The organism is Bradyrhizobium cedriense (assembly GCF_054602315.1).
Window position 1 is genome coordinate 335,790 of record NZ_JBTSWB010000009.1, and the last position, 26,064, is coordinate 361,853.

Here is a 26,064-nt window from a genome sequence, read left to right on the forward strand (position 1 = left end):
GACATAAGCACCTCTTATCGGGTCAAAAACATTCCGTCTTGGTGTGCGTCCGCATCGCGCGCTAGCCTTTGCTCATGTTTGATACCCATTTCTCCGATCGGTAGGCGCCGATGGACCTGGCGCAGATCAGGGCGTTCATTGACGCGATGGCGTCGTCCGACCTTGCCGAGCTCGAGGCGAGCAAGGACGGCTGGACGCTTCGCTTGGTGCGCAATGGCCTGCCAAGCCATTCCGTATCCCCGGTTGCGGCTCCCGACCGATCGCCGTCTCGTCCGAACGCGTCGACAGAAGTGCCCGCGGCAGCGCCAGAGATCTGTGCGCCGCTTTCCGGCATCGTCTATTTGCGCCCCGCACCGGATCAGCCGCCCTATGTCGAGGTCGGTCAGGCGATCAAGGCCGGCATGGTGGTCTGTGTTATCGAGGCGATGAAGACGTTCATCGAAATCCGCGCCGAACGGGACGGGATCGTCGAAGCGATCCTCGTCGCTCCCGGAACCCTTGTCGACGCAGGTCAGCCGCTGATGCGCACCGTCTGAGGTACCATGTTCGAGTCCGTTCTGATCGCAAACCGCGGGGAGATTGCGCTTCGTATCCAGCGGGCGTGTCGGAGCCTCGGCCTGCGCACCATCGTCGTCTATTCCGAGGCCGATCGCGATGCGCCCTATGTCGAACGCGCGGATGTCGCGGTCTGCATCGGTCCGGCCGCGGCGTCGCATAGCTATCTCGATCAGGCCGCCATCTTGCTCGCAGCCAAGGCGGCGGGGGCTGAAGCCATTCACCCCGGATATGGATTTCTCGCCGAGAACGCCCTGTTCGCCGAGCGCGTCAGCGAGGCCGGCCTGACCTTCATCGGTCCTTCCGCCGCCTGCATTCGAACCATGGGCGACAAGGTCGCCGCCAAGAAAGCCATGCGCATGGCGGGCGTGCCCTGCGTTCCCGGCCCCGATGCGGCCTTGCCGGAAGATCCAGAGGCCGTTCGTCGCCTGGCCCGGGAGATCGGCTATCCCGTCATCGTCAAAGCCGCAGGCGGAGGTGGCGGGCGAGGGATGCGGATCGTCACCGAGGAGGCTGCGCTGCTCGAAGCGCTCGCGGTCACGCGTGAGGAAGCGCGACGCGCCTTCGACAACGGCGAAGTCTACATCGAAAAATTCCTGACCCATCCCCGGCACGTCGAAATCCAGGTGCTCGCCGATGGGCATGGTCAGGCGCTTTGGCTCGGCAGCCGGGACTGCTCGCTCCAGCGCCGGCACCAGAAGGTCATCGAAGAGGCGCCCGCGCCGGGAATCGCGGATGCGCTCATTGCCGCGATCGGCGAGCGCTGCGCGCGGGCCTGCCGGCAGATCCAGTACCAGGGGCTCGGCACCTTCGAATTCCTGTTCGAAGACGGCGCATTCTATTTCATCGAAATGAACACGCGGCTGCAGGTCGAGCATCCCGTCACCGAGATGACGGCCGGGATCGACATCGTCCAGCAGCAGATCCGCGTCGCGCGCGGGGAGCGGCTGGCGTTGACGCAAGCAGATATTCGCTGCCGCGGGCATGCCTTCGAGTGCCGGATCAATGCCGAGAACCCGGATAGCTTCGCGCCGTCACCGGGCCGCATCACCGGCTGGGAGCTGCCGGGCGGCTACGGTGTGCGTGTCGACACCCATGCCGGGGCCGGCTACACGGTCTCGCCGCACTACGATTCCATGATCGCAAAGCTGATCGTCCATGGCGATGATCGTGCTGACGCGTTGGCGCGCCTGCGGCTCGCGCTCGATGAAATGAGCGTGTCGGGAATCTCCACCAACTTGCCGCTGCATCGCCGCATCGCCTCGGACCCGGCATTCAGCTCCGGGGCTGTCGACATCCACTATCTCGAACGCCGCCTGCGCGAGGGAGCACTTCGCGCATGAGCACCGATGAGCCCCGGATTAGCCTGCTCGGAACGAGCGCCTTGCTGTTCGATGCGCCAGGTCCAACGGAGCTCGACACGCAGCGGCGGATCTGGGCGCTGGCCGAGGAAGCCGGGCAATGGCCTGAAATTCGCGAGGCCGTACCGGGCATGAACAACGTCATGCTCAGCTTTGTGCGTCCCCCCAGCTCGCTCACTTCGATCGAAGCGAGGTTACGGTCGGCCTGGGCCAGCGCCTCGGCGCTCAAGCTGGAAGGCCGGCTGATCGAGCTGCCGGTGGTCTATGGCGGCGAGGGCGGGCCGCATGTCGCCGACGTCGTCGCGCATACGGGTTTGAGCCTCGACGACATCGCCGAAATCCATAGTGCGCCGATCTATCACGTCTACGCGCTCGGCAGTCATCCCGGCTATTGCTATCTCGGTGGCATGGACCAGCGGATCGCGACGCCGCGGCGCAAGACCCCCACGCTGAGGATTCCGGGAGGCGCGGTCTCGATCGGCGGCGGTCAGACCGGCGTGTCCGCCTCGCCCGGGCCGAGCGGCTGGAACACGATCGGCAGCACCGAGATGCGTTTCTTTGACCCGGCCAGCGACCCGCCGGCGCTGCTGCGTCCCGGTGACAGCATCCGCTTTCGCATCGCGACGGTGATCCGATGATTGAGATCATCGCCACCGGCGGGCTTGCGACAATTCAGGATCTTGGCCGCAGGGGGGCGCTCAAATGGGGCGTCGGTACCTCAGGGGCCATGGATGACCTTGCAGTCGCGGCAGGCAACATTCTGCTCGGCAATCCCGATGATGCGGCGGCAATCGAGATCCAGATTTTTCCGTTTCGGATCCGCTTGCTGGAGGACATCGCGTTCGCCGTGACGGGAGCAGATTGCGACGCGAAACTCGATGATCTGGCGATCCTGCCATGGTGTGTGCACTATGCCGGGGCCGGACAGGTGCTTCATCTCGGACTTCCCCGGCGAGATGGCTGGGCCGCGAGCCGCGCCTATCTTTGCGTTGCCGGCGGGGTCGATGTGCCATCGGTGCTGGGGTCGCGCAGCACGCAGCTGCGTGGTGAATTTGGTGGTCTGGAGGGCCGCGCCCTTCGTACAGGCGATAAGATTGCGACCGGACTATTTCGGGCAGGGGGTGCACGCGTGGGCCTCAATCCGCCAGCGTTGGCGATGCAGCTGATGGTGGATGGCCTGCCAGCCGTACGGGTGCTTCGCGCCGCCGAATACGAGGCCTATGCGCCGCAGGCCCAGGCAAGTCTGTGGAACGAGCCGTGGCGGATTTCGCCGCAAAGCGATCGCTACGGGTTCCGGCTCGAGGGCACGCCATTGATGCCCAAGGTGCCGCTGGAATTGCGCTCGCACGGGATCGTGCCGGGGGTGATCCAGGTGCCGCATGGCGGTCAGCCTATCGTCCAGATGCGCGATGCCCAGCCATCCGGCGGCTATCCCAAGATTGGAACTGTCATCCACGCCGACTTGTGGCGTCTCGGGCAGGCGCCGATCGGCAGCCGCATCCGCTTTGTCGAGGCGACCTGGGCTGAGGCCGTCGCGGCTCAGGATGCCAACGAGCGCTGGCTTGCCGAAACGCGGCGCCTGGTCGGTCTTTTCCGTGCATGGCGGGGAGGGCACTGATGCCGTTCCAGCATGTCGACCAGCTCTCGTCCTGGCTCGCCGAAGCGGGCATCGACTACCTCGAACTGAGCGGGCCGGATCGCCATCTACGTCTCGGGCGAGCCATCCAGCAAGGACTTCTGGTGAAGTCAGCGGATGCCGCGCGAGCCGACGCCGCCACTACCGTGAAGGCGCCAATGGTGGGAACCGTGCTGCTCGGCCATCCGATGGGTCGCGTTCCGTTTGCGCCCTGTGGAAGCCTGGTTCGCGCCGGCCAGACGGTCGCGCTACTACAAGTTGGCGCGCTGCTGGTTCCGATCGACGCGCCCTGTGACGGGGTTGTCGTCGAGGTGGTGGCAGAAGAGGGCGCGCTCGTCGGGTTTGGCGCCGAGATCGCCCGACTTTCAGACATCGCGAGCGAGGCTTGACCATGAACATCGACCTCAATGCCGATCTTGCCGAGGGCTATGGGCCCTGGCGCATGGGCGACGACACCGCGCTCCTCGACGTGCTGTCCTCGGCCAACCTAGCTTGCGGATTTCATGCGGGCGATCCGCTGATCATGCAGCGCACCGTCGAGCTCGCCATGGCGCGCGGCGTCGACATCGGCGCCCATGTCGGCTTTCCCGATCGCCAGGGCTTTGGCCGCCGCGCCATGCAGATCGATATCACCGAGCTCGCCGCGATCGTGACCTACCAGCTTGGAGCGCTCGACGGCATCTGCCGCGCGCGCGGCGCGCGGATGACGCATATGAGCTTTCACGGTGCGCTCGGGAATATGGTAGCCGCAGATCATACCCTGGCGGCCGCCCTGGTGCGCGCCGTTGCGACCTTCGATCCGAAACTGATCCTGCTCACCTCGGCAAGCCGCGCCATGGAAGCGGCCGCCAGCGATTGCGGCTTGCAGGCCGCGATAACCTTTCTGGCCGATCGCGCCTATGATGACGACGGCCTCTTGGTCTTGCGCAAGCTTGCCGGATCGGTGATCCACGACCGCGCCCACGTGCTTGAGCGGGTCAAACGTATTCTGCGCCAGGGCGACGTTGTGACCCATAGCGGCAACACGCTGGCGATGCGCCCCGCCAGCATTCTGCTGCATGGCGATACCGACGGCGCCGTCGAACTGGCGAGAGCCATCCGCGAAGAGGTAGTGGCCAGCGGCGCCAGCATTGTGCCCATTTCGCGACAAGGGTGCCGCTGAGATGAGCATGCCCGGACATAAGGCAGCCTTATCGCGCCACAGATAATCCGTCTTAGCCGGGCTGGCGGCGAGGAGATAACGTAAACCATCGAGCTCAAGGACAGCCCATGCCGTTCTCCGATTATCGAAAGGCCCTCGTCACCGGTGCCTCTTCCGGTATCGGCGCTGCTGTTGTCGAACGACTGCGCAGCGAGGGCCTGGAAGTGCACGCTCTGGCGCGCAGCGCGAACGCGCTCGAGGAGCTGGCACGTCGCACCGGCTGCATCGCGCACGCGCTCGATGTGACGGATCTCGCTGGCGTAACGACGCTTGCCAAGGAGGTCGAGTTCGACATCCTCGTCAACAATGCCGGCGTCGATCGGCCCAAGCCGTTTCTGAAAGCCGACGCAGAGGACATCGACCTCATCGTCGACGTGAATCTGCGTGCGGCCTTGCATCTCTGCCGCCTGATCGTGCCCGGCATGGCTGCGCGCGACCGTGGCCACATCGTCAACATCAGCTCGATCGCCGGCGCCTACAATTTTGGTGGAAACTCCTCCTACCACGCGACCAAGGCCGGCATCAGCATGCTGTCGAGCCAGCTCCGCATCGACGTGTTCGGCCGCCGGGTTCGCGTCACCGAGATCTGCCCCGGCCGCGTGGCCACCGGCATCTTTGCCCATGTCCACGGCGCCTCGAAGGAGACCTACGAGCGCTTCATTGAAGGCTACGAGCTGCCCGAAGCGAAAGATATCGCAGACGCCATCGCATTTGCGATCGCCGCGCCCATTACCGTCAATGTCGGATACATGGAAATCACCCCGACGCTTCAGGTCCCCGGCGGACTGTCGACTGCGAAGGGCGCCGCGTCTGCTGCCGAGCCGAGCCGCTGAGTCCTCACAATGAGCAGCCTCGATCTCTCAGCGATCCTGCTCAATCCCGAATACGGACGGATGCTGCTCGACGGATTCGAGATGACGCTCGTGGTGGCAATCGGCTCCTGGCTGCTCGCGATGAGCCTCGGCCTTGTGCTGCTCGTCATTCGGCTGGCGCCGAGCCGGATCGCGGACCGCGCAGTCGCCACCTACATCTCCTATCACCAGAACGTGCCCACGCTCGTGCAGCTGATGCTGTGGTATTTCGGCATATCGAGCCTGCTTCCACTTGCGCTTCAGGACTGGATCAGCGTGCACAACGGTGAAGCAATCTTCGCCGTGATCGGGCTCGGCCTGTGTCAGGCGGCCTATTTCAGCGAGGATTTGCGCTCCGGCCTGCGGTCGGTTGCAGCCGGACAGATGGAGGCGGCAAAGGCGCTCGGGCACGGTTATATCAGTGCGATGCGCTATGTGATGATGCCGCAGGCGGTGCGCAACGCGCTGCCCCCGCTCATCAACCATACGGTTTCGCTGTTCAAGAACAGCAGCCTTGCAGTCGCGATCGGCGTCACCGAACTGATGCATGCGGTGAAGGAGGTCGAAAACCAGAGCTTCCGCACGTTCGAAACCTATCTGATCGCGACGATCGTCTATCTCGCGTGTTCGCTGCTGCTGATGGCGGCTGGCGCCTGGCTGAGCCGTCGGTCGCTTCGGGTGGGAGCCTCCTGACCCATGCTGATCAATATATACAAGATCGTCACGGACAACTGGCTGCTCTTGCTGATCGGACAGTTTCCGAATGGTCCTCTCGGTGGCATTGCTGCGACGCTGATACTGTCGATTCTCGGCATCGGCCTAGCCTTTCCGCTGAGCATTCTGATGGCGCTCGCCCGGATTTCTCCCTGGCCTATCTTGAGCTGGCCTGCCACGACGCTCGTCTATGTCATGCGCGGCGTGCCGCTCTTGATGATTATCTTCTGGGTCTACTTTCTGCTGCCGCTACTGATCGGACGTATCGTGCCGGGCTTTGTGGCGATGGTCTGCACACTGGTCGTCTACGAGGCGGCATTTCTGAGCGAGATCGTTCGTGCCGGCATTCAGGCTCTCCCCAGGGGACAGGCGGATGCGGCGCGCGCACTTGGCCATAGTCACATTTCGGCAATGCGCTACGTCATTCTGCCCCAGGCGCTCTACAACATGATCCCGAGCATTCTCAGCCAGTTCGTGGCCACCATCAAGGAAACGACGCTGGCCTACGTCATCAACGTTCCCGAGCTGACGTTCGCGGCCAGCCAGATCAACAACCAGCTTCTGAGCAAGCCGTTCGAGGTCTTCTTCGTTCTTGCTATCATCTATTTCACGGTCTGTTGGACGCTGACGCAGCTCGCGAACTGGCTGGAGCGGCGCATCGCCGCAAAGCGTGCGGGACATGGCGCCGCCGATCAGGCAACCGCCGTTGACACTACAGCGATTGGGCCCGAGAGCGTTCAGGAGATCATTCAATGATAAAATTCCGAAACGTCAACAAGTGGTACGGCAGCTATCAGGCGCTTGCCGATATCAACGCCGAGGTGAAGCGTGGCGAGGTCGTGGTCGTTTGCGGTCCGTCCGGCTCGGGCAAGTCGACCCTGATCCGGACGGTCAATCGGCTGGAGGAAATTCAATCCGGTGAGCTCATGTTCAACGATCAGAACGTCCACGCCCGGATGAGCGGGACGCAGCTCAACCGCTTGCGTAGTCACATCGGCTTTGTGTTCCAGAGCTTCAACCTTTTTCCCCATCTGTCCGTGCTCGACAATATCATGATGTCGCCGATGAAGATCAAAGGTGTCGATCGTAGCACGGCCCACGACAAGGCTATGTTGCTGCTGGATCGGGTCGGGCTGGCATCGAAGGCGTCAGCGCATCCGGCGCAACTGTCCGGCGGTCAGCAGCAGCGCGTCGCGATCGCCCGCGCGCTGGCGATGGAGCCCCCGGCGATGCTGTTCGACGAGCCAACCAGTGCGCTAGATCCGGAAATGGTCGGCGAGGTTCTCGCAGTCATGCGCAGCCTCGCGAACGAAGGAATGACCATGATGTGCGTGACCCACGAGATGGGTTTCGCGCGCGAAGTGGCCGACCGCGTCTGGTTCATGGATGCCGGCCGCATCGTCGAGATTGCGACGCCGGACAAGTTTTTCGGCAATCCGGAGCACCCGCGCGCCAAGCGCTTCCTGTCGGATTTGCGCACGCGCCACTAATTTCATCGTCGATTTGTTGGAGGAGGACCACATGAATTCGACCACCCCGTTACTAATAGCCGCTCTCGTAGCCGCAGGCCTTGCGGGGGCCGGTGCGGCGCGAGCTGATCAGCTTCAGGAGATCATGCAGCGCAAGGAACTGCGTTGTGGGACGTTCGCAGATGTTCCGCCGTTCGCGGCGCCCGATCCTAAGACGCGCGAGATGGTCGGGTTTGACGTCGATTTGTGCGGCGCCATCGCCAAGCGGCTCGGTGTGACTGCCAAGATCACGCCGCTGTCGGTAGAAGCACGTGTTCCCGAGGTCAAGCTTGGGCACGTTGACGTCGCGGTCGCAAATCTCGCCTACACGTTAGGTCGTTCCGAGCAGATCCAGTTCAGTGATCCCTACTACATCGCCAAGGAAATGCTGGCGGTGAGGGCGACCGATCCCGGCAAGACCAAGGACGATTTCAAGGGCAAGCGGCTGGCCTCCACCAAGGGTTCGACGTCGGAATTGTCGATCAAGCTCAACGGGTCCGATCCCCTCGTGTTTCAGGACACCGGATCCGTCTTCATGGCGGTCCAGCAGAACAAGGCCACCGGGATGGTCGCCAACACGATGACCATCGTGAAGCTGGTCGCCGAATCGAAGAAGGGCGGTGTCGAACTGAAGATGATCGACGACCCCATGCTGCTCGAGCCGATCGGTGTCGGAATGAAGAAGGACGAACCGGCACTGCTCGCCAAGATCAATGAGACGCTCGTCGCGATGGACGGCGCCGGCGAGATCAATCAGCTCTGGAACAAGTGGCTGGGACCAGACACCGAATACCGTCTGACGCGGACGGAGAAGGTCGTTCCGTTCAGCCAGCTGAAGTTCACGCCGATACCGTGATGTGCTGCTTACGCCGCGATTAGCCAACCTGGGTGGCGGTCTCCGCCATCCGGCGCTAACCAATCCACCAACAAAGCAACGGAAACGACACAATGGTTCACGTCATTCGATCGTTCGAGCGGCCCGATCCGGCTGCAGTGAAGGACATCTCGCAATATGCGCCGTCGACGCTGCATGAAGCGCAGGGGCGCACGGGCGCTTTGACTTCGCGCATCAAGCCGATCTATTCGGGGATGCGCGCCTGCGGGCCGGCACTGACCGTCAGCTGCCATCCGGGCGACAATCTCATGCTCATCACGGCGATCAGTCTTGCCCAGCCCAATGATGTGCTGGTGGTCAGTGCAGCGGATCATCCGGAGCAGGGAGGGTTCGGCGAGGTGTTGACGACGGCCTGCATGGCGAAGGGCATCGTCGGTCTCGTAACTGATGCGGGCGTGCGCGACGGCCTGGCGATCCGCAAGCGTGGCTTCAACGTCTTCTGCTACGGCTTGTCCATGAAGGGCACGGTCAAAGAGACGCTAGGCACGATCAACCAGCCGATCGTGATCGGCGGTGTTGCCGTCAATCCGGGTGATCTCGTCAGCGCAGACGACGATGGTGTGGTCGTCGTGCCCAAGAGCAACATTGCGGCGGTCTCGAAGGCCTCTGCCGAGCGAGAGGCCAAGGAAGCGCGGATGATGGCGGCGCTGGAAGCGAAGGGAAATATCCTCGAACTGTCGGGAATGGACAAAGTCCTTGCCGCCAAGAATTGCACCTACGGCTGACTCGAAGGCAGACATCGAAAAAGGGGCCGCTGGCGTTGCGACTTCTGGTGCTGCTTAGTGCGAGCTGTCGCGGTTGCCTTACATTCTGGCGAGAGCTGCTTCCTCATTTGGAAACCGCCGTCGATTGGCCATTTGATCTAGATTCAGCAATTCCAATAGCTTGGCGCGCAAAAGATGGAAGCTGTCGCGGTTCATGAATCGCTAGGAGAACGAGGGCTGCGTGCTTCGGTTTTCCTTCGACAACAAGCGGAGAACTATTATCTGCAGAAGGTGGAGGTCTATCGTGACTCTGACACCAAAAAGAAAGGCCGCGAAAACGAACCGCTTGAAACGCGGATTGAGACCATGCGCCTGGCGACGGCGCGATCGATGCGCTTTTCCGCAGCAACCAACCGAATAGGTTTGGTGGGAAATTTGGCTGCGCAAGGGACGCCGGGAGAATTTCGCGCGCATCGCCCAAGCGCTGGATCTCACCCTGTGTACCCATACGGTCAAGTTTCCGGAGCGGGAGGTCATGCTTGGGCTCGCTGGCGTAGCAACGCTGGATCGGCTTGTTGCTCACAGCGATGTCGTGGCCGAATTGCGGCGCGCGAAAGATACACCGTCCTTCTTCATTTGCCTTGGGACGCGAGCAGCGAGATTGGAGTCGTGAATTGCCCGGGCACGTGACGCCAGCGGACCAGGATGTCGCGGTTTGCGTTCTTGACATCGGTGTGCGTCGAACTCATTCCTTGATTGAACCCGCACTTGCGACCGAAGACTGCCACACAATCAGCCCGCCTGGGGCAGCGACGACACCCCGGCATGGCATGGTAAGGTCACGGAACGCGGATGGCCGGTGTCGGGCTCTATGGCGACCTTGTCCCTGTGCCCGACGGAACGCCAGACCCGGTTCATCGCCACCGAGACCCGTGCCTTGCTTTGCCTGGAGCGAGCCACGATCTCAAAGCGATTGAACGGCATCTGCGTTACTGTTAAGGAAGTTTCCAATTTGGCAAGAAAAATTGCATGGAAACGCTAGGTACCGTTCTTTTCCTGTCACGAGGAGGTCCGCAATGGTCCGCGGCCGCCCTAGTCTTGTCCGAGGACTATGGCTACAGGGTGCTGTCGGCCCGATCTGGGGAAGAAGCCGCAAGCGCATTGTCGGACGCGCACGTTGACATCGTTCTTGCCGAACACGGTCCAAATGGAGATGGATTGACGTTTCTCGCCAACTTGCGAGTCACTCATCCCGAGATCGTCCGTGTCCTCGCGTTGGACGCCAAAACGGAACTAACACAGCAGGCGATCTCGCCTGCCGCAATCTATCAATTTGTGCGCAAGCCTTTGGATGCAAAGCAAATCGGCCTAGTGGTCGAGCGCGGCCTGGAGTCGCGCGAACTGTCGCGCCGCCATCGCATGCTGTCGCGCGAATTCAAGGTTCCAGGCGATTCAATGCGGGTTCATCCCCGCAATGGCGTCTTGCTGCATGCCGAAAGCCAGCGATTTGAGAAGCTCGTCTATGTCAGCGAAAAGCTGAGCGAACTTTGCGATCTAGCCCGCAAGGCTGCGCGAACGGAGTTGCCGATTCTGATTCAGGGTGAGACGGGGACCGGAAAGGAGTTACTGGCGCGCGCAATCCACTACAACTCCGCTCGCAAGGCTAGTCCGCTGATGGTTCAGAACTGTGGCGGCATGTCCGATGAATTGCTTCATTCGGAGCTGTTCGGTCACAAGCGCGGTGCATTTACGGGTGCCATCTCCGATCGTCTTGGCCTGTTTCGTGCCGGCGACGGCGGAACGGTCTTCCTCGACGAGATTTCGGAGGTGTCGCCGTCCTTTCAAGTGAGCTTGCTTCGTTTTCTTCAGGAGGGCGAAGTCAAGCCGCTCGGCTCCGATAAGACTCAGACCTGTAACCTCCGTATCATTGCGGCCTCGAACCGGCCGCTACGCTCCCTCGTGGCGGCCGGAAAATATCGACAGGATCTCTATTTCCGCCTTAAGGGTTTCGAGCTCGAGGTGCCGCCGCTTCGTGACCGGCCGGCCGACATTCCTCCACTGGCGGAGTTCTTTGCGGCCAAACATGCCGACGCGATCGGCCGGAAGATTCTGGGTATTTCGGCCAGCGTTCTCGAAAAGCTAGCGGCGTTTGACTTTCCGGGCAATGTTCGCGAGCTCGAAAATGAAATTCGCAGGATGGTCTCGCTCGCTGACGAGGGCGAATACCTCACGACGAAGTATCTGTCGCCGTCCATTCTTGCCGCTCCGCCACGCGCGCGCGTGAGCACGGCGCTTGCTTTCATGCCGCAAGGAGCGACCCTGAAAGACAAGGTCGAGAGTCTTGAAAAGCAAATTCTCAACGAGGCGCTGACGCGTCATCGCTGGAATCAAAGCCGCGCCGCGAACGAACTTGGGCTTTCGCGCGTTGGTCTTGCCAACAAGATCAAACGATATGGTCTTGATGAAGCCAGCTGAGGGATTTCGCGATGTCTGATGACGAGAAAGTCAGCAAGAGCGATTCATCGGCCCAAATCGTCCGATTTCCGCAATCGCGGGTCACGCCGGCCGGAGGCAACGAGCCCTTCCGGGAGCTTGGTACCAGCCCGCTCTCGAAGACTCTGGGCCTGCCCGAGCGTCAGGCCACGGGGCATTGGTGTAGCCGGTGTCGCGGAATCTGGTACGGATATCTGTTGGAGGTCACCTGCCCGGCGTGCGGCAATCGTCATGGCTGACGCCGCTGGAGGTGCCCACCGTCGATTGCTTTTACTGGTGGCGGCCATCGCGGAGAAAGTTTGCTGCAAGTGCTTCTCGACCGCAGATTTTGCAAACTAACTTTTCACAGCTAAGTTGGTTTGCACGCATCAGCCTTTGCAACGCTGATCGCAGATCTCTTGTGGCGCTCGTTAAGTTGCTGTAGCGCATGGACCTTTTCCAGTCCACGCTGTACGGCACGGGTTTTGCTCTCCACATCTTTTAAGCGCTCCTTGGCGATAAAACATGGTGGAGGAAATTGATGGCTAATCTTCTTTGGCTCCAGGGCGGGGCTTGCTCCGGCAATACGATGTCGTTCCTCAATGCCGAGGAGCCGAGCGCCTGCGATCTGGTGACAGACTTTGGCATCAACGTCCTCTGGCATCCATCGCTGGGCATGGAGCTTGGAGAGAATCTCAGGAAGCTGCTGGATACGCTCGTGTCCGGCGCGATGACGCTCGACATCTTCGTGTTTGAAGGCACGGTGGTCAACGCGCCGAACGGCACGGGCGAGTGGAATCGGTTTGCGGGACGACCGATGAAGGACTGGGTCGCCGACCTCGCGAAGGTTGCCGGCTATACTGTCGCTGTCGGGGACTGCGCGACGTGGGGCGGCATTCCCGCAACGGCGCCCAATCCGTCCGACAGTGTCGGGCTGCAATTTCTGAAGCGCAAGCACGGCGGCTTCCTCGGTGGCGGCTACAAATCCAAGGCCGGTTTGCCTGTGATCAACGTCCCAGGATGCCCTGCGCATCCCGACTGGATTACGCAGATCGTCGTTGCAGTAGCCACGGGGCGGGGCGGCGATCTGTCGCTCGATGAATTCCAGCGGCCCAAGACCTTCTTCACGAGCTTTACCCAGACCGGCTGCACCCGCAACATGCACTTTGCCTACAAGGTCTCGGCGACCGAATACGGGCAGCGCAAGGGTTGCCTGTTCTACGATCTCGGGTGCCGCGGTCCGATGACCCATTCGCCGTGCAACCGCATCTTGTGGAATCGCCAATCCTCAAAGACGCGCGCCGGAATGCCATGCATGGGCTGCACGGAGCCGGAATTCCCCTTCTTCGATCTCATGCCGGGCACCGTCTTCAAGACGCAGACCCTGATGGGCGTCCCCAAGGACATGCCGCTTGGTGTCGATAAAGCCGGCTACATCAAGCTCACCGCGGCGGCGAAGGCGGCGTCTCCTGCCTGGGCAGAGGAAGACATCTTCGTCGTTTGAGCCGCGACAGCTCGACCGACCACGGCAAGAATTTTCCTTTTGCAAATTCAGGATATGGTCCCATGCCCTCAGCTGTTCAGACCCTTGATATCTCGCCCGTCGGCCGCGTCGAAGGCGACCTCGACGTCCGCGTCAATATTCAGGATGGCGTCGTCGTCGATGCCTGGACCCAGGCCGAGCTTTTTCGCGGCTTCGAGGTGATCCTGCGTGACAAGGATCCCCAGGCCGGCTTGGTGGTGACGCCACGCGCGTGCGGCATCTGCGGTGCGTCTCACCTGACTTGCGCGGCATGGGCGCTCGATACCGCGTGGCAAACGCAAGTGCCACGCAATGCGATTCTGGCACGCAATCTCGGCCAGCTTGTCGAGAGCCTCCAGAGCCTGCCGCGCCATCACTACGGTCTGTTCATGATCGACTACACCAACAAGAACTACGCCAAGTCGAAATACTATGAAGAGGCCGTCAAACGGTGGGCGCCGTTCACCGGAAAGAATTACGAGATCGGTGTCACGATCTCCGGAAAGCCTGTTGAGATTTATGCATTGTTGGGCGGCCAATGGCCGCACTCAAGTTACATGGTCCCCGGCGGCGTGATGTGCGCGCCGACGCTGACCGACGTGACCCGGGCATGGTCGATCCTGGAGTATTTCCGCCGGGACTGGATGGAAAAGATCTGGCTCGGTTGTTCGCTGGAGCGTTACGAAGAGATCCAGTCCTACGACGACTTCATGGCCTGGTTGGACGAGAAGCCGGAGCATGCGAATTCGGATCTGGGCATGTTCTGGCGAATGAGCATCGATTGCGGCATGGACAAGTTTGGGAAGGGGCACGAAAGGTTCGTGTCGTGGGGCTACCTGCCTCATGAAGACAAATATCAAAAGCCGACGATCGATGGACGTAACGCCGCCCTGATCATGAAGAGCGGTGTGTATGACGGCAAAGCTGGCAGCTTCAGGCTGATGGACCAGAAATTCACCCGCGAAGACACGGCGCATTCCTGGTACGACGAGCCAGGCGGCGTGCATCCGTTCGATCGCAAGACGGTGCCGACGCAGAAGAACACGGTCAACATGGACGGCCAGTATTCCTGGTCGACGGCCGTGCGCCACGACGAGGCGGGGCGGCTGGAGGCCGGGCCGCTGTCGCGCCAGCTCATCGCCGGCGGCAAGCACGGAGAGTCCTGGCAACATTATGATCCGCTCGTGCTCGATATGCACAGGAAGATAGGAGGTGCGAGCGTGATGTTACGGCACTTCGCCCGCATGCACGAAGGCGTCAAGCTGTATCGTCAGGCGGAACACGCCTTGAAGGAATTTCGCCTCAACGACCCCTGGTATATCAAGCCGACGGAGCGGGACGGCCGTGGCTGGGGGGCCACGGAGGCGATCCGCGGCGCGCTTTGCCATTGGATCGAGGTCAAGGACGGCAAGATCAAGAACTACCAGATTATCGCGCCCACGACCTGGAATGTCGGTCCAAGGTCCGCCGACGGCATTCGCGGTCCAATGGAGCAGGCCCTGATCGGATCGCCAATCAGGGATCCGCATGATCCTGTCGAGGTCGGCCACGTCTGCCGCTCCTACGATTCATGTCTTGTTTGCACGGTTCATGCTCATGATGCAAAGACGGGCGAAGAGTTGGCGCGGTTTCGAACGGCCTGACCAATCGCGGTTGGATCCGGATCTTAATGCGCTGGCTGGTGCCTTGATTGCCGGGGCGAGTCTCGTGGACTGAATTCTTGAGAGCGAAAGGCGGTCGCGTATGGCGTCCGACAACGGGGCTGTGCTCAAGTCGATTGCCGAACTGCTGGAGAAGGGGCTCAAGACGCAGGTCGAGCCCTTTCCCGAGACCGACCGGGAGTTTGCCGACATCCTGCTCCAGCTTCGCCAGCTCGATCCGAAGGATCTCGAAGGCAAGCTGGTCGTCGGGGGATTTGTGAACCACCCTTTCGGCCCGGATCGGCAGCGCTGTCTGGAGTGTATGTACTATCTGGTGCACCGGAAATGGTGCGATCTGCCCGAGCTCGCGGTGCCGGTCGAGCCGGAATGGTGGTGCCGGCTTTGGCGGATCTGATGCCGCAGCCGCCGACGACGATCGCAGGAGGAAAGCGTGAGCGACGAAAAGGTGCGAAACGATATCCGCCTTCTTCTCGCCGGCGGCCTCAAGACCGAGGTGTTTCCGCGGGCCGATTCGGACGAACAGATTCAGGCCATCGTGTCCCGGCTGAAGGCGGCGGGCAACGACCTGACGGCCAAGCTCGCCATCGGAGGATTTACGCTCACGACGATCGTGCACGGGGATATCGAGCAGCCCTGTGAAACATGCATGTACTACAAGGTCCACCGTCGATATTGCGAGCTGCCTGAACTCGATGTACCGGTCGAGCCCGAATGGTCGTGCAGGCTCTGGCGCATCTAGATCCACGTTGCGATCTTGCCGGAGCGCCGTCAGTACGTCATCCTATGGTTCAATTCGGCCGGGCTTCATGGACCGCGGACACCAGGCAATCGACGCGGCGTCGCGCGGAGGGATGATTAGCCCAGGAGCTTCCCGTGATCGTGGTCATCGGATGTGGAAATTCGAATCGCCTTGACGATGGTGCGGGCATTGAGGTGCTGCGTCTGCTGGAAGCCCGTGGAGCGGGAGCAGATTCGGCCAATATTCGTCTGTTGGCTGCCGGCACCGACGGCATGGCGACGATGTTCGCTGCGCGCGGTTGCCGGACGCTGATCGTCGTCGATGCCTGCCGTTCGGGCTCCGAACCGGGCGCCATTTTTGAGGTGCCGGGCAGCGAACTGGAACAGCGCTACGAAGCCTCGTTCAATCTGCACGATTTCCGCTGGGACCACGCGCTGTTTGCCGGCCGTAAGATCTTCCGTGAGGATTTTCCATCCGACGTCATGGTGTTGCTGATCGAGGCGCAGACCGTTGATCTAGGGATCGGCCTGTCACCGGCGGTGTCCGCCGCAGTTGCGAAGGTCACGGATCGCATTAGCGGGTTGATCGAATCCCGCCTCGCCGCACGACGGGCGGCATTGTAGTGGCGGTCGCGGTCGTCAGGCTCGAGCGTGGCGCGCTCTATCTCGGCCCCGAGACCTACGATCGTTATTTTGCTAGGCTGGACACTGTTATCCTGCTGCGTCGCGACAACGAGCTCTGCATCCTGCCGGTCCGTCATGCCGCCGCAGGCGGCTACCTTCTCAAGCTCCGTAACAGGCACGGAGACCGGGTCGTTCAGGCCCCGGATTTCTTTCGCGCGCACGGCATCGCTGAAAACATCGTCCGGCAACTGCCGGCATCCTGGTCGACGGCCCAGGGTGCGCTTATCGCGGCCGACGCCTTTAATGTAAACTAAGTTTGCATAACGCATAACATGTAGACAGCCACGAGTTGGCTCTGTTAGGCTGTGCTTGCACCAAACGTGCTGCCAAAAAAGCGCGGTGGGGGGAAAGCCAGTGAATCCAAGTCTTGTCGGCGAGGAAGTGCGTGCAGCGCTCGCGGCTGCTGAAGACGCTGAGGCAAGTCCCTCCGAGCGTGCCGAGATGCTCATGGAGATTGCGATAGGTCTGCAGCAGCAGCCCAAATCGCCCGACCAGCTGCACGCCGCAGTTGCGCTCTACGACAAGGCATTGGCAATCTGTCCCGAAGATATGCGGCTTCTGTCGGCACGAATCCTGGCGCGCAAAGGCACCGCGTTGCAGGCCATTCCGGAAGAGAGCACGGCGTCACTCGATCAAGCGCGCTTGATCTACGAACAGGCCATCCCGACCCTAAACGATTTCGGCGGTCGCGAAGAACTCGCCGAAGCCGAGATGAATTTCGGTTTGGTGCTGCAGAACTTGGCCGGCGCTGGCCGGGCGAGAATCACGGATGCGATCTCGGCCTATCAACGCGCGCTCCGAACGTTTACCCGGACCGCCTTTCCCCAGGAGTTCGCAATCCTGCAGAACAACCTCGCCACCGCTTTCCTGTCGATGCCAATGACGGACGAGCGCGGAAAGATGCGAGAGGCGCTGGCGGTGCAAGCCTTCGAAGAGGCCCTCAAGGTCGTCACCCTGATCGATAACCCGACCGAATACGCGATGCTGCAAAACAATCTCGGCAACGCGCTGCAATATGTCTCGTCAAGTCACGCGCTGGAGAACAACCTGCGCGCGCTCCAAGCCTACGACGAGGCGCTCAAGGTCCGCACGCCGGCGACCACCCCGATGGAATACGCAAATACTGTCTCCAACAAGGCAAATTGCCTGTGGAATTTGCCCGACGATCCCGCCGACGCTGATAGCGGCAATCGAAGCAACCTTGCACAAGCGAAAGCCTATTACGCTGAAGCGCGACAGATCTTCATGGCGCATGGCGAGCTGGAGAAGGCGCGCATTGTCGCAGAGGCATTCAACCAGCTCGAGCGCGAGATCTTGGCGTTATCGCCCACCAACGGGCACCACGCCGGCATCATCGATCCAATCGTGAACCCAACGAACCAGGAGCCGCCGATTCCATGACCCTTCCTTCTTCACCCGAAATGCTGGTCGTTTCGCTCGTCTTGGGCGTTGCCGCGTCGATCGCCGGCGGCTCCATCGGTGGGCTGCTGATAGGCCGCAAGGTATTGGGGAACGAACTTGCAGCGCTCGTTGGGGGATTCTACGGGCCGCTTGCCGGTATCCCCGGCGTTATCGTTGGACTCGTCGCTCTCGCAATCATCGGCTGAGGAAAGACTCTATGTGGGCCATGGCTCAAAACTCAATCGTCCTGTTTTTTCGTGGCAAGTTGTTCGCCGATCCGATGAAGGCCTACCAGATGATTCTGATCGGCGTTGCCGTGACGGCCTTGCTGCTGGTCGGACTCGCCAGAGCGGGAGCGCCGTTGTGGATTGCGGCACCTATTGCGGCGCTGCTTGGCGGGGGCTTGCAGCCGTATCTGTTTCGAAATCTGCGTTATCGATGATGCAACCGAGCGCACACCAGTGAGTACAACATGAACGCTCACGATATGGCTTCGACGACGCGTGACGATCTCGCCGGCTTTGTCGGCGATATCGAGCGTCTCGAAACCATATTTGCGACATGGGACGATGCTCAACAGGCGGCGGTAGGCGCCTACAAGCGGGCGATCGAGGCACTTGAGGGTGAGGCATTTCGGCGGCTTATCCGGGCGCTCAAGACCGATCCCGCTGCGCTCGCGGCCATGAAGAACTCCCTCGCCGACGAGGTCGTCTATGCCGTCTTGCGCCGGCATCAGATCGTCAAGGCGAGTCTGAACGAACGTGTCGAAGCAGCTCTGGTGGGCATCCGGCCGATGCTGGCTTCGCATGGTGGCGATGTCGAACTCGTCAAGGTGAATCCGCCCAAGGTGGAAGTGCGCTTCATCGGCGCGTGTGACGGCTGTCCTGCCTCCGCGCTGACCTTCCATGCCGGCGTCAAGAAGGCGGTTCAGGACGCCTGTCCTGAGATCACCGAGATCGTTCAGGTCAAAGGGATTGGCGGTTCGGACGAGAGCGGCGTGCGCTTCGTTAGTCCGTTCGCGCTGGGCGCGAACGGCAGCTGGACGTCGGCGGGCTTGCTGGCCGACATTCCGGAAGGGTCGGTTCTGTCGATCACCCTCGGCGGAGAAAAGGTGCTGTTGTCGCGCAACGGCGCGACCGTCACCTGCTTCCAGAATGCCTGCGCACATCTCGGCTTTCCAATCCACGACGGCGACGTCGAGAATGGCATCATCACCTGTCCACATCACGGTTTTCAGTATGACCTCTCGAGCGGCGAATGTCTGACCGCTCCTGAGGTTGCGCTGCAGTCGCATGCTGTGCGCGTTATAGGTCCCCGCGTCGAAGTGAGGCTCTCGGTTTAGCCATGCAGGTCTCGTTCGCCCCCAGCCGCCTGTACAAGGCCCTTGCCCGGGTCGGCGACAACCACGTGGCGCGACCGCTGCTGTCGCCCCGCGGTGCGCGCATCGTTCTTGGCGGCGAAGCCCTTCCGAACGGGCTGGCGCGATCGATCGTGCCTGGCCCCACCACGCTGTTCGGCCCGCGCGGGGCTTGCTTGGCGAGCGAACGAGGTCCGCTGTTTGTGTGTGACACCGGCCATCACCGTCTCATGATCTGGCGAACGCCGCCAACCAACGATCAGGCCGAGGCCGATTTTATAATCGGCCAACCGGATTTCGCGCGTGAAGGCCGCAACGCCAAGGGCGAGGTCGGTGCGGCGACGCTCAACATGCCGACCGGGGTCGCCGTATCCGATGGAATGCTTGCCGTTGCCGACGCCTGGAATCACCGCGTCCTGATCTGGCACGGCTATCCGCAAGCTTCGAACCGGCCGGCCGACGTCGTGCTCGGCCAGGCTGATTTTTCCGGCGGACATGCAAATCGCGGTTCCAACGCACCGCGCGCCGATAGCTTGAACTGGTGTTACGGCGTCGCGATCGTGGACGGCAGATTGATCGTCTGCGACACGGGCAACCGCCGCGCGCTGATCTGGACCGGAATACCGACCGAAAACGGTGCGCCCGCTGATCTGGTGCTGGGACAGCGCGATTTCGTCAGCCGCGACGACAATGCGGGCGAGGGTGGGGGGGCGCTCGGCATGCGTTGGCCGCACGGCATTGCGACCTCCGGTGACATGCTGTTTGTGTCCGATGCCGGCAACAACCGTGTCATGGCGTGGCGGACGTTTCCGCAGGCCGTCGGGCAGGCTTGCGATTTCGTGCTGGGCCAGGCCGATTTCACAGGGCTCGACCACAATCGTGCATCCTACCATCCAACCTCCAGCGCGATGAACATGCCGTACGGCCTCACCGTGCAGAACGGCATGCTCGTCGTGACCGATACCGCGAATTCACGGCTGCTCGGATTTGAACTGGACGGACTTGCGATGGATTCGTCGGCGCTCGCGCTCGCCGGGCAGCCGATGTTTTCGGACAAGGGCGACAATCGCTGGCACGCGGCCTCGCGCGACAGCCTGTGTTGGCCCTACAGTGCTTCGGCATGCGGTAATCTGCTGGTCGTGGCCGACGCTGGCAACAATCGCGTTCTCTTTTGGGAGGCCGCATCGTGATCCGGCACGGCAACATCGCGCAGGTGAACGATCGCGTCGCGACGCAGATTCGCGTGCGTGGCCGTGTCCAGGGCGTCGGCTTCCGCCCGACGGTCTGGCGCTATGCGCGCGAGCTCGGCCTCTCGGGCGACGTCCGCAACGACGCCGACGGCGTTCTGATCCGCGCCCTTGGCAGTGAAGCCGCCATCGGCACTCTGATCGCGCGGCTCCGGCGTGAACCGCCGCCGCTTGCTCGCATCGATGTAATTGAGACGGAGCCCTGTTACGGCACGATGCCGGACGAATTCACTGTGGCGGAGAGCTTGGGCGGCCGCGCGCATACCCAGGTCGCGCCGGATGCCGCAATTTGTGCGGCCTGTGTGGAGGAAATCACCAGCCCATTCGAACGGAGGTACCGTTATCCCTTTACCAACTGCACCCATTGCGGACCGCGGCTGAGCATCGTCAACGCCATTCCCTATGACCGCACGCGCACCGCGATGATGCCGTTCGCGATGTGTCACGAATGCCGCGCAGAGTACGACGATCCTGCCGATCGTCGCTTCCATGCACAAGCCATCGCTTGCCATGTCTGCGGACCGAAGGCGAGGCTGGTGCGGTTCGACGGCAGAGCGTTCAGCTTCGACCAGTTCTCGATGATGGATGATGTCGACGCCGCCTGCGGTCTGATCAAGAGCGGCGAGATTGTCGCGATCAAGGGCATCGGCGGCTATCAGCTCGCCTGTGACGCCACCAAGGCCGATGTCGTGGCAAGGTTACGCCAGCTGAAGCGGCGCGATGCCAAGCCGTTCGCGCTGATGGCGCGCGACCTCGATGTGATCAGGCGATACTGTACCGTCAGTCCGCAGGAGCAGGCGGCGCTGACCGGGCCGTCGGCGCCGATCGTTCTGCTGCGCGCCGACGGGGTTGAAAAACTGCCGAACGTGGTCGCGCCTCACCTTGCAACCCTCGGCTTCATGCTGCCGACCACGCCGATGCATCACTTGATGCTGCGGCGCATGACAAGGCCTGTGGTGATGACCAGCGGCAACCTGTCCGACGAGCCGCAGGTAATTTCAGACGACGAGGCGTGTAAGCGACTTAGTGGCATCGCCGCTTATGCGCTGACACATGATCGTGAAATAGCCAACCGCATCGACGATTCCGTAGTGCGCGTTGTCGGCGGTCGGGCACGCATGCTGCGCCGGGCGCGCGGATACGCCCCGGACACCATTCGGCTGCCCGCGGGGTTCGACGCCGCGCCAGAAGTGCTGGCGATGGGCGGCGAGCTGAAGGCGACCTTCTGCCTCCTCAAGGACGGCGCGGCAATCCTGTCGCAACATCAGGGTGATCTTGAAGACGCGCGAACCTTCGACGACTACCGAAAAAATCTTGCACTCTATGCCCGGCTGTTCGATCACGCACCGGCCGCCCTGGTTGCCGACCTGCATCCGGAATATCTGTCGTCGAAACTTGTCCGCCAGCGTGCTGTCGACGACGCCTTGCCGGTCATCGAGGTTCAGCATCATCACGCGCATGTTGCCTCTTGTCTCGCCGAGAACAATTATCCGCTGGATGCCCCCGCGGTGCTCGGCATTGTGCTCGACGGGCTAGGTTGGGGTGGCGACGGCACGCTGTGGGGCGGGGAATTCCTGCTTGCCGATTACCGGCGCTATCAGCGGCTCGGCACGTTCAAGCCGGTCGCAATGATCGGCGGAGCACAGGCCGCACGCGAGCCCTGGCGAAATTTGTATGCCCACCTGATGGCCGAGATGACATGGCCTGAATTTGCGATGAATTTCGAACAGCTTGATTTGCATGACGACCTCGCGGCCAGGCCGCGCGCCATGCTCGATGCGATGATCAAAAACGCAATCAACGCGCCGCTGGCATCATCCTGCGGCCGGCTGTTCGACGCTGTGGCGGCGGCGCTCGATATCTGCCGGGAACGTCAGGCCTATGAAGGCGAGGCCGCCGCACGGCTGGAAGCCATGGTCGATCTCGACACGATGCGGCATGAGGACGACGAACTTGGCTATCCCGTGACGATCCCCAATCTGCGTGGTTCAGGCCTGCCCTATATTGAGCCGCGGGCAATGTGGGCTGCCGTGCTCGGCGATCTCATCCTGAATACGCCTCTGCCGGTCATGGCTGCGCGATTCCACAAGGGGTTGGCGAAATCGATCGTGGCGATGGCCGCTAAACTGGCCGGCCGTGAGGACGGTGCAATGCCGCGTTTCTCGACCGTCGTGTTGTCGGGAGGCTGCTTCCAGAACCGTATTCTGTTCGAGGACGTCACCCGCCGCTTGGAGCAAGCAAATTTCGCCGTGCTGTCGCATGCGCAGGTCCCCGCCAACGACGGCGGCCTTGCGTTCGGCCAGGCAGCGATCGGTGCTGCACATCTGATCGATACAAAAAAGAATTCAACGGAAGGATAACGCGCCATGTGTCTCGGCATCCCCGGACGCATCGTCAAGATCGACGATGTGGCTAAGAAGCTTGCGACCGTTGATGTCGGCGGCGTCAAGCGGCAAATCAACATCGCCTGTATCGTCAACGACGACCACTCGGTGGAATCCTGCGTCGGCGATTGGGTGCTGGTGCACGTTGGCTTTGCCATGAGCCGGATTAACGAGGAAGAAGCGGCGCAAACCCTGAAAATCCTGATTGAGCTCGGCGAGGCACAAGCCGAGATCGAGGCCATGAAGTTGTCGGCGGCCCAATAAGGAGGGTCACACCATGTCGAGCGAAGGCGATCTCAAGGCACTCTATCCATTTCTGCATGGGCAACCCCAGGCTCCAGCCCGGCTTGACGCGGTGATGCTGCATTCTGTCGAGGAGAAAGCCCGCGACTCCCGCGAAACCAATGCGCGCTTTTTCGGCGAACAGGGTCCGGTCCTGGTCGCGGCCGCCAAGGCGCTCGCCGAAGTCTACCGGCGCGGCGGCCGCTTGTTCTCGATGGGCAATGGCGGCTCGAGCTGCGATGCCTCCCATGTCGCCGTGGAGTTTGTCCACCCGATCACCGCGGGGCGGCCGGCACTCGCCGCCACCAATCTCGTCGCCGATCTGGCGATGATCTCGGCCGTCGGCAATGATCTCGGATTCGAGCACGTCTTTGTCCGTCAACTGCTGGCGCAGGGAGACAAGGGCGACGCATTGGTCGGCATCTCCACCAGCGGCAATTCCTCCAACCTGATGGCGGCTTTTGCCAAGGCGAAAGAGATGGGCATCGTCACGATCGGGCTCGCCGGTGGCGACGGCGGCAAGATGAAATCGTCCGGCCTGGTTGATTTCTGCCTGGTGGTGCCGACGACCTCGATCCATCGGGTCCAGGAGTGTCACGTCGCGGCCTATCACATTTTGTGGGACCTCGTGCACACGCTGCTGGCGGATGATCGCGGGTCGGCCACGACCAAGGGAGCCACCGCATGAAATATGTCGATGAATTCCGCGATGGCGAAAAGGCTGGCGTGCTGATCCGGGAGATCGAAGCGCTGGTCTCGACCCTGACGCTGCCGCCGGACCGGCCGATCTACATTATGGAGGTCTGTGGCGGCCATACGCACTCGATCTTCCGTTACGGGCTCGAAGGCATGCTGCCAAAGCAGATCGAACTGATTCACGGACCGGGGTGCCCGGTCTGCGTGCTGCCGATGGGACGCGTCGACGACTGCGTCTCGATTGCCGAGAATCCACAAGTCATTTTTGCGACCTTTGGCGACGCCATGCGGGTGCCGGGCTCGAAGAAGAGCCTGTTGCAGGCCAAGGCCGAGGGCGCCGATGTCCGGATGGTCTATTCGCCGATGGACGCGCTGGCGCTGGCCCGCAACAACAGGGACCGCGAAGTGGTGTTCTTCGGGCTCGGCTTCGAGACCACGATGCCGTCGACCGCGCTGACCATCCTGCAGGCGGAAGCCGAAGGCACTGGCAATTTCTCGGTGTTCTGCAATCACATCACGATTGTTCCGACGATCAAGGCGATCCTCGACAGTCCGGGCCTTCAGCTCGACGGGTTCCTCGGGCCCGGCCACGTCTCGATGGTCATCGGCACAGCGCCTTACGAGTTCATCGCCAATTTCTACAGGAAACCGATGGTGGTGGCGGGCTTCGAGCCGCTCGACATCCTGCAATCGATCTGGATGGTCTTAAAGCAGATCAAGGAAGGGCGCAGCGAGATCGAGAACCAGTATGTCCGCATCGTTCCCAATGGCGGCAACGCCGCCGCGCTGCAGGCCGTTTCACGCGTCTATGAGCTGCGCGAATTCTTCGAATGGCGCGGCCTTGGGTCGATCGACCACTCGGGCGTCAAGTTGCGCGATCATTATGCCCATTATGACGCAGAGCAGAAGTTTGCGATTCCAAATCTCAAGATCGCCGATCCGAAATCATGCCAGTGCGGTGAGGTCCTCAAGGGCGTAATCAAGCCGTGGCAATGCAAGGTGTTCGGCTCGGCCTGTACGCCTGAGACACCGCTCGGCGCGCTGATGGTGTCGTCGGAGGGTGCCTGTGCCGCCTATTACCAATATGGTGGCCAAAAGCGCTACAAGGAGGCGGTATGAACGTCGCGCCGTTCATTCGCGCTCGTAAGCTCGGCAAGGTCAATGTCGAAAAGGTGACGCTCGCCCATGGCGGCGGCGGCAAGGCCATGAAGGACCTGATCGACGACGTGTTCGTCGCAGCCTTCGACAACCGTGCGCTGGCACCGCTGGAAGACCAGGCGCGGTTCGATCTAGCCGAACTCGCCGGCCATGGCGATCGGCTGGCCTTCACCACGGATTCCTTTGTGGTCGATCCGCTGTTCTTCCCCGGCGGCGACATTGGCGAGCTCGCAGTTTGCGGCACCGTCAACGACCTCGCCGTCGGCGGGGCAACGCCTCTGTATCTGTCCTGTGCCGTCATCATCGAGGAGGGCATGAGCGTCGGTCTTCTGCGTCGGATCGCGCATTCGATGGCGACGACAGCCCGCGCGGCCGGCGTCCTCATCGCCACCGGAGACACCAAGGTGGTGCAGCGCGGTGCTTGCGACAAGCTGTTCATCACGACCACGGGAATTGGCGTGATCCGCAAAGGGCTTGCGCTCGGCGTCGACACGGCCAGGCCGGGAGATGTGGTGCTGGTCAACGGGCTGCTTGGTGATCACGGCGCAGCGATTTTGTGTGCGCGCGGCGACATGGCGCTCGACAGCCCGATCGAGAGCGATTGCGCGTGTCTCCACGGCTTGATTGATGCAGTCTTGGCCGCAGCGCCCGGCGTTCGCTTCGTGCGCGACGCCACCCGCGGAGGACTTGCCACGGTGCTCAACGAGATCGCCGATGCTTCCCAGGTCGGCATCGAAATCGATGAAAGCGCCACGCCGATCCGTGAGGAAGTCAAGGCGTTCTGCGAAATCCTCGGGCTTGATCCGCTCTATCTCGCCAACGAAGGCAAGATCGTGGTGATCACGCCCCCCGAACAGGCCGGTGCTGCACTCGCGGCGATGCGCGGCCATCCCCTCGGCGCGGGCGCCGGGATCATCGGCAGGGTCGATCAGGGAGAGATGGGGCGCGTCACCATGCACACGGTGTTCGGCGGACGGCGGATCGTGGACATGCTGGTGGGCGAGCAATTGCCTCGGATCTGTTGAGGTCGGCCTGCC

Annotated in this window: 29 protein-coding genes; all 29 read left to right on the forward strand. The window is 61.8% G+C overall.

Going from position 1 to position 26,064, the window contains the following annotated elements; translation table 11 throughout:
• Positions 1 to 110: 110 nt before the first annotated feature.
• The 29 genes from ACYCVF_RS31960 to hypE all read left to right on the forward strand — a co-directional run bounded on the left by ACYCVF_RS31960 (position 111) and on the right by hypE (position 26,052).
• Positions 111 to 536, forward strand: a complete 426-nt coding sequence (locus ACYCVF_RS31960) for an acetyl-CoA carboxylase biotin carboxyl carrier protein (RefSeq protein WP_459606730.1) — start codon at positions 111 to 113, stop codon at positions 534 to 536.
• A 6-nt stretch (positions 537 to 542) separates the two neighbouring features.
• Positions 543 to 1,898 (forward strand): acetyl-CoA carboxylase biotin carboxylase subunit, encoded by a 1,356-nt coding sequence (gene accC / locus ACYCVF_RS31965; protein WP_459606729.1) that lies wholly within the window; start codon positions 543 to 545, stop codon positions 1,896 to 1,898.
• Complete coding sequence (gene pxpB, locus ACYCVF_RS31970; protein WP_459606728.1) at positions 1,895 to 2,554, forward strand: 5-oxoprolinase subunit PxpB; 660 nt, start codon at positions 1,895 to 1,897, stop codon at positions 2,552 to 2,554. The genes accC and pxpB overlap by 4 nt, the downstream gene beginning before the upstream one ends.
• A complete protein-coding gene (locus ACYCVF_RS31975; RefSeq protein WP_459606727.1) occupies positions 2,551 to 3,534 on the forward strand; it encodes a 5-oxoprolinase subunit C family protein in 984 nt (327 codons plus the stop codon). The genes pxpB and ACYCVF_RS31975 overlap by 4 nt, the downstream gene beginning before the upstream one ends.
• The gene (locus ACYCVF_RS31980) at positions 3,534 to 3,941 is read left to right on the forward strand and encodes a biotin/lipoyl-containing protein (protein ID WP_459606726.1); all 408 of its coding nucleotides are present in this window, start codon (positions 3,534 to 3,536) and stop codon (positions 3,939 to 3,941) included. Before ACYCVF_RS31975 ends, ACYCVF_RS31980 begins: the two co-directional genes overlap by 1 nt.
• 2 nt (positions 3,942 to 3,943) lie before the next feature.
• Positions 3,944 to 4,714 carry a LamB/YcsF family protein gene (locus tag ACYCVF_RS31985; RefSeq protein ID WP_459606725.1) on the forward strand — a complete coding sequence of 257 codons (771 nt, stop codon included), beginning with the start codon at positions 3,944 to 3,946 and terminating at the stop codon, positions 4,712 to 4,714.
• A 107-nt stretch (positions 4,715 to 4,821) separates the two neighbouring features.
• Positions 4,822 to 5,586, forward strand: a complete 765-nt coding sequence (locus tag ACYCVF_RS31990; RefSeq protein ID WP_459606724.1) for an SDR family oxidoreductase — start codon at positions 4,822 to 4,824, stop codon at positions 5,584 to 5,586.
• Positions 5,587 to 5,595: 9 nt separating this feature from the next.
• Complete coding sequence (locus ACYCVF_RS31995; RefSeq protein WP_459606723.1) at positions 5,596 to 6,297, forward strand: amino acid ABC transporter permease; 702 nt, start codon at positions 5,596 to 5,598, stop codon at positions 6,295 to 6,297.
• 3 nt (positions 6,298 to 6,300) lie between these two features.
• A complete protein-coding gene (locus ACYCVF_RS32000) occupies positions 6,301 to 7,074 on the forward strand; it encodes an amino acid ABC transporter permease (protein ID WP_459606722.1) in 774 nt (257 codons plus the stop codon).
• Positions 7,071 to 7,808 carry an amino acid ABC transporter ATP-binding protein gene (locus ACYCVF_RS32005; RefSeq protein ID WP_459606721.1) on the forward strand — a complete coding sequence of 246 codons (738 nt, stop codon included), beginning with the start codon at positions 7,071 to 7,073 and terminating at the stop codon, positions 7,806 to 7,808. The genes ACYCVF_RS32000 and ACYCVF_RS32005 overlap by 4 nt, the downstream gene beginning before the upstream one ends.
• 31 nt (positions 7,809 to 7,839) lie before the next feature.
• A complete protein-coding gene (locus ACYCVF_RS32010; RefSeq protein ID WP_459606720.1) occupies positions 7,840 to 8,682 on the forward strand; it encodes an ABC transporter substrate-binding protein in 843 nt (280 codons plus the stop codon).
• A 92-nt stretch (positions 8,683 to 8,774) separates the two neighbouring features.
• Positions 8,775 to 9,446 carry a 4-carboxy-4-hydroxy-2-oxoadipate aldolase/oxaloacetate decarboxylase gene (locus tag ACYCVF_RS32015; protein WP_459606719.1) on the forward strand — a complete coding sequence of 224 codons (672 nt, stop codon included), beginning with the start codon at positions 8,775 to 8,777 and terminating at the stop codon, positions 9,444 to 9,446.
• Positions 9,447 to 10,643: 1,197 nt separating this feature from the next.
• A complete protein-coding gene (locus tag ACYCVF_RS32020) occupies positions 10,644 to 11,900 on the forward strand; it encodes a sigma-54 dependent transcriptional regulator (protein WP_459606718.1) in 1,257 nt (418 codons plus the stop codon).
• Positions 11,901 to 12,438: 538 nt separating this feature from the next.
• A complete protein-coding gene (locus tag ACYCVF_RS32025; protein WP_459606717.1) occupies positions 12,439 to 13,401 on the forward strand; it encodes an NADH-quinone oxidoreductase subunit B family protein in 963 nt (320 codons plus the stop codon).
• A 62-nt stretch (positions 13,402 to 13,463) separates the two neighbouring features.
• On the forward strand, positions 13,464 to 15,062 hold the full coding sequence (locus ACYCVF_RS32030) for a nickel-dependent hydrogenase large subunit (RefSeq protein WP_459606716.1): 1,599 nt from the start codon (positions 13,464 to 13,466) through the stop codon (positions 15,060 to 15,062).
• 100 nt (positions 15,063 to 15,162) lie between these two features.
• The gene (locus ACYCVF_RS32035) at positions 15,163 to 15,474 is read left to right on the forward strand and encodes a hypothetical protein (protein ID WP_459606715.1); all 312 of its coding nucleotides are present in this window, start codon (positions 15,163 to 15,165) and stop codon (positions 15,472 to 15,474) included.
• 36 nt (positions 15,475 to 15,510) lie between these two features.
• Positions 15,511 to 15,819 (forward strand): hypothetical protein, encoded by a 309-nt coding sequence (locus tag ACYCVF_RS32040; protein WP_459606714.1) that lies wholly within the window; start codon positions 15,511 to 15,513, stop codon positions 15,817 to 15,819.
• 134 nt (positions 15,820 to 15,953) lie between these two features.
• Positions 15,954 to 16,442: a hydrogenase maturation protease gene (locus ACYCVF_RS32045; protein WP_459606713.1), complete on the forward strand. Its 489-nt coding sequence runs from the start codon at positions 15,954 to 15,956 to the stop codon at positions 16,440 to 16,442.
• Positions 16,442 to 16,756 carry a hypothetical protein gene (locus tag ACYCVF_RS32050; protein ID WP_459606712.1) on the forward strand — a complete coding sequence of 105 codons (315 nt, stop codon included), beginning with the start codon at positions 16,442 to 16,444 and terminating at the stop codon, positions 16,754 to 16,756. The genes ACYCVF_RS32045 and ACYCVF_RS32050 overlap by 1 nt, the downstream gene beginning before the upstream one ends.
• A 340-nt stretch (positions 16,757 to 17,096) precedes the next feature.
• Entirely contained in the window at positions 17,097 to 17,903 is an 807-nt protein-coding gene (locus ACYCVF_RS32055) for a hypothetical protein (protein ID WP_459606711.1), read from the forward strand.
• On the forward strand, positions 17,900 to 18,109 hold the full coding sequence (locus ACYCVF_RS32060; protein WP_459606710.1) for a hypothetical protein: 210 nt from the start codon (positions 17,900 to 17,902) through the stop codon (positions 18,107 to 18,109). The genes ACYCVF_RS32055 and ACYCVF_RS32060 overlap by 4 nt, the downstream gene beginning before the upstream one ends.
• Positions 18,110 to 18,120: 11 nt before the next feature.
• Positions 18,121 to 18,345, forward strand: a complete 225-nt coding sequence (locus ACYCVF_RS32065) for a hypothetical protein (protein WP_459606709.1) — start codon at positions 18,121 to 18,123, stop codon at positions 18,343 to 18,345.
• Between the two features lie 30 nt (positions 18,346 to 18,375).
• Positions 18,376 to 19,245 (forward strand): NifU family protein, encoded by an 870-nt coding sequence (locus tag ACYCVF_RS32070; RefSeq protein WP_459606708.1) that lies wholly within the window; start codon positions 18,376 to 18,378, stop codon positions 19,243 to 19,245.
• Positions 19,246 to 19,247: 2 nt separating this feature from the next.
• Positions 19,248 to 20,450 (forward strand): NHL repeat-containing protein, encoded by a 1,203-nt coding sequence (locus ACYCVF_RS32075; protein ID WP_459606707.1) that lies wholly within the window; start codon positions 19,248 to 19,250, stop codon positions 20,448 to 20,450.
• Positions 20,447 to 22,867 carry a carbamoyltransferase HypF gene (gene hypF / locus ACYCVF_RS32080; protein ID WP_459606706.1) on the forward strand — a complete coding sequence of 807 codons (2,421 nt, stop codon included), beginning with the start codon at positions 20,447 to 20,449 and terminating at the stop codon, positions 22,865 to 22,867. Before ACYCVF_RS32075 ends, hypF begins: the two co-directional genes overlap by 4 nt.
• Positions 22,868 to 22,873: 6 nt before the next feature.
• Positions 22,874 to 23,155 carry a HypC/HybG/HupF family hydrogenase formation chaperone gene (locus ACYCVF_RS32085; RefSeq protein WP_459606705.1) on the forward strand — a complete coding sequence of 94 codons (282 nt, stop codon included), beginning with the start codon at positions 22,874 to 22,876 and terminating at the stop codon, positions 23,153 to 23,155.
• 13 nt (positions 23,156 to 23,168) lie between these two features.
• Positions 23,169 to 23,861 carry a D-sedoheptulose-7-phosphate isomerase gene (locus ACYCVF_RS32090; RefSeq protein ID WP_459606704.1) on the forward strand — a complete coding sequence of 231 codons (693 nt, stop codon included), beginning with the start codon at positions 23,169 to 23,171 and terminating at the stop codon, positions 23,859 to 23,861.
• Entirely contained in the window at positions 23,858 to 24,988 is a 1,131-nt protein-coding gene (hypD, locus tag ACYCVF_RS32095; protein ID WP_459606703.1) for a hydrogenase formation protein HypD, read from the forward strand. The genes ACYCVF_RS32090 and hypD overlap by 4 nt, the downstream gene beginning before the upstream one ends.
• Positions 24,985 to 26,052 (forward strand): hydrogenase expression/formation protein HypE, encoded by a 1,068-nt coding sequence (gene hypE, locus ACYCVF_RS32100; RefSeq protein WP_459606702.1) that lies wholly within the window; start codon positions 24,985 to 24,987, stop codon positions 26,050 to 26,052. Before hypD ends, hypE begins: the two co-directional genes overlap by 4 nt.
• Positions 26,053 to 26,064 lie beyond the last annotated feature (12 nt).

What these genes read in the sequence shown, in the direction of transcription:
- ACYCVF_RS31975 (WP_459606727.1), top strand. Translation starts at nt 2,551, where the DNA reads ATGATTGAGATCATCGCCACCGGCGGGCTTGCGACAATTCAGGATCTT.
- hypD (WP_459606703.1), top strand. Translation starts at nt 23,858, where the DNA reads ATGAAATATGTCGATGAATTCCGCGATGGCGAAAAGGCTGGCGTGCTG.
- ACYCVF_RS32090 (WP_459606704.1), top strand. Translation starts at nt 23,169, where the DNA reads ATGTCGAGCGAAGGCGATCTCAAGGCACTCTATCCATTTCTGCATGGG.
- ACYCVF_RS32030 (WP_459606716.1), top strand. Translation starts at nt 13,464, where the DNA reads ATGCCCTCAGCTGTTCAGACCCTTGATATCTCGCCCGTCGGCCGCGTC.
- ACYCVF_RS32025 (WP_459606717.1), top strand. Translation starts at nt 12,439, where the DNA reads ATGGCTAATCTTCTTTGGCTCCAGGGCGGGGCTTGCTCCGGCAATACG.
- ACYCVF_RS32015 (WP_459606719.1), top strand. Translation starts at nt 8,775, where the DNA reads ATGGTTCACGTCATTCGATCGTTCGAGCGGCCCGATCCGGCTGCAGTG.
- ACYCVF_RS32005 (WP_459606721.1), top strand. Translation starts at nt 7,071, where the DNA reads ATGATAAAATTCCGAAACGTCAACAAGTGGTACGGCAGCTATCAGGCG.
- ACYCVF_RS32070 (WP_459606708.1), top strand. Translation starts at nt 18,376, where the DNA reads ATGAACGCTCACGATATGGCTTCGACGACGCGTGACGATCTCGCCGGC.
- ACYCVF_RS31980 (WP_459606726.1), top strand. Translation starts at nt 3,534, where the DNA reads ATGCCGTTCCAGCATGTCGACCAGCTCTCGTCCTGGCTCGCCGAAGCG.
- pxpB (WP_459606728.1), top strand. Translation starts at nt 1,895, where the DNA reads ATGAGCACCGATGAGCCCCGGATTAGCCTGCTCGGAACGAGCGCCTTG.
- ACYCVF_RS32075 (WP_459606707.1), top strand. Translation starts at nt 19,248, where the DNA reads ATGCAGGTCTCGTTCGCCCCCAGCCGCCTGTACAAGGCCCTTGCCCGG.
- ACYCVF_RS31960 (WP_459606730.1), top strand. Translation starts at nt 111, where the DNA reads ATGGACCTGGCGCAGATCAGGGCGTTCATTGACGCGATGGCGTCGTCC.
- ACYCVF_RS31985 (WP_459606725.1), top strand. Translation starts at nt 3,944, where the DNA reads ATGAACATCGACCTCAATGCCGATCTTGCCGAGGGCTATGGGCCCTGG.
- ACYCVF_RS32060 (WP_459606710.1), top strand. Translation starts at nt 17,900, where the DNA reads ATGACCCTTCCTTCTTCACCCGAAATGCTGGTCGTTTCGCTCGTCTTG.
- ACYCVF_RS31990 (WP_459606724.1), top strand. Translation starts at nt 4,822, where the DNA reads ATGCCGTTCTCCGATTATCGAAAGGCCCTCGTCACCGGTGCCTCTTCC.
- ACYCVF_RS32085 (WP_459606705.1), top strand. Translation starts at nt 22,874, where the DNA reads ATGTGTCTCGGCATCCCCGGACGCATCGTCAAGATCGACGATGTGGCT.
- accC (WP_459606729.1), top strand. Translation starts at nt 543, where the DNA reads ATGTTCGAGTCCGTTCTGATCGCAAACCGCGGGGAGATTGCGCTTCGT.
- ACYCVF_RS32065 (WP_459606709.1), top strand. Translation starts at nt 18,121, where the DNA reads ATGTGGGCCATGGCTCAAAACTCAATCGTCCTGTTTTTTCGTGGCAAG.
- ACYCVF_RS32000 (WP_459606722.1), top strand. Translation starts at nt 6,301, where the DNA reads ATGCTGATCAATATATACAAGATCGTCACGGACAACTGGCTGCTCTTG.
- ACYCVF_RS32035 (WP_459606715.1), top strand. Translation starts at nt 15,163, where the DNA reads ATGGCGTCCGACAACGGGGCTGTGCTCAAGTCGATTGCCGAACTGCTG.
- ACYCVF_RS32010 (WP_459606720.1), top strand. Translation starts at nt 7,840, where the DNA reads ATGAATTCGACCACCCCGTTACTAATAGCCGCTCTCGTAGCCGCAGGC.
- ACYCVF_RS31995 (WP_459606723.1), top strand. Translation starts at nt 5,596, where the DNA reads ATGAGCAGCCTCGATCTCTCAGCGATCCTGCTCAATCCCGAATACGGA.
- hypE (WP_459606702.1), top strand. Translation starts at nt 24,985, where the DNA reads ATGAACGTCGCGCCGTTCATTCGCGCTCGTAAGCTCGGCAAGGTCAAT.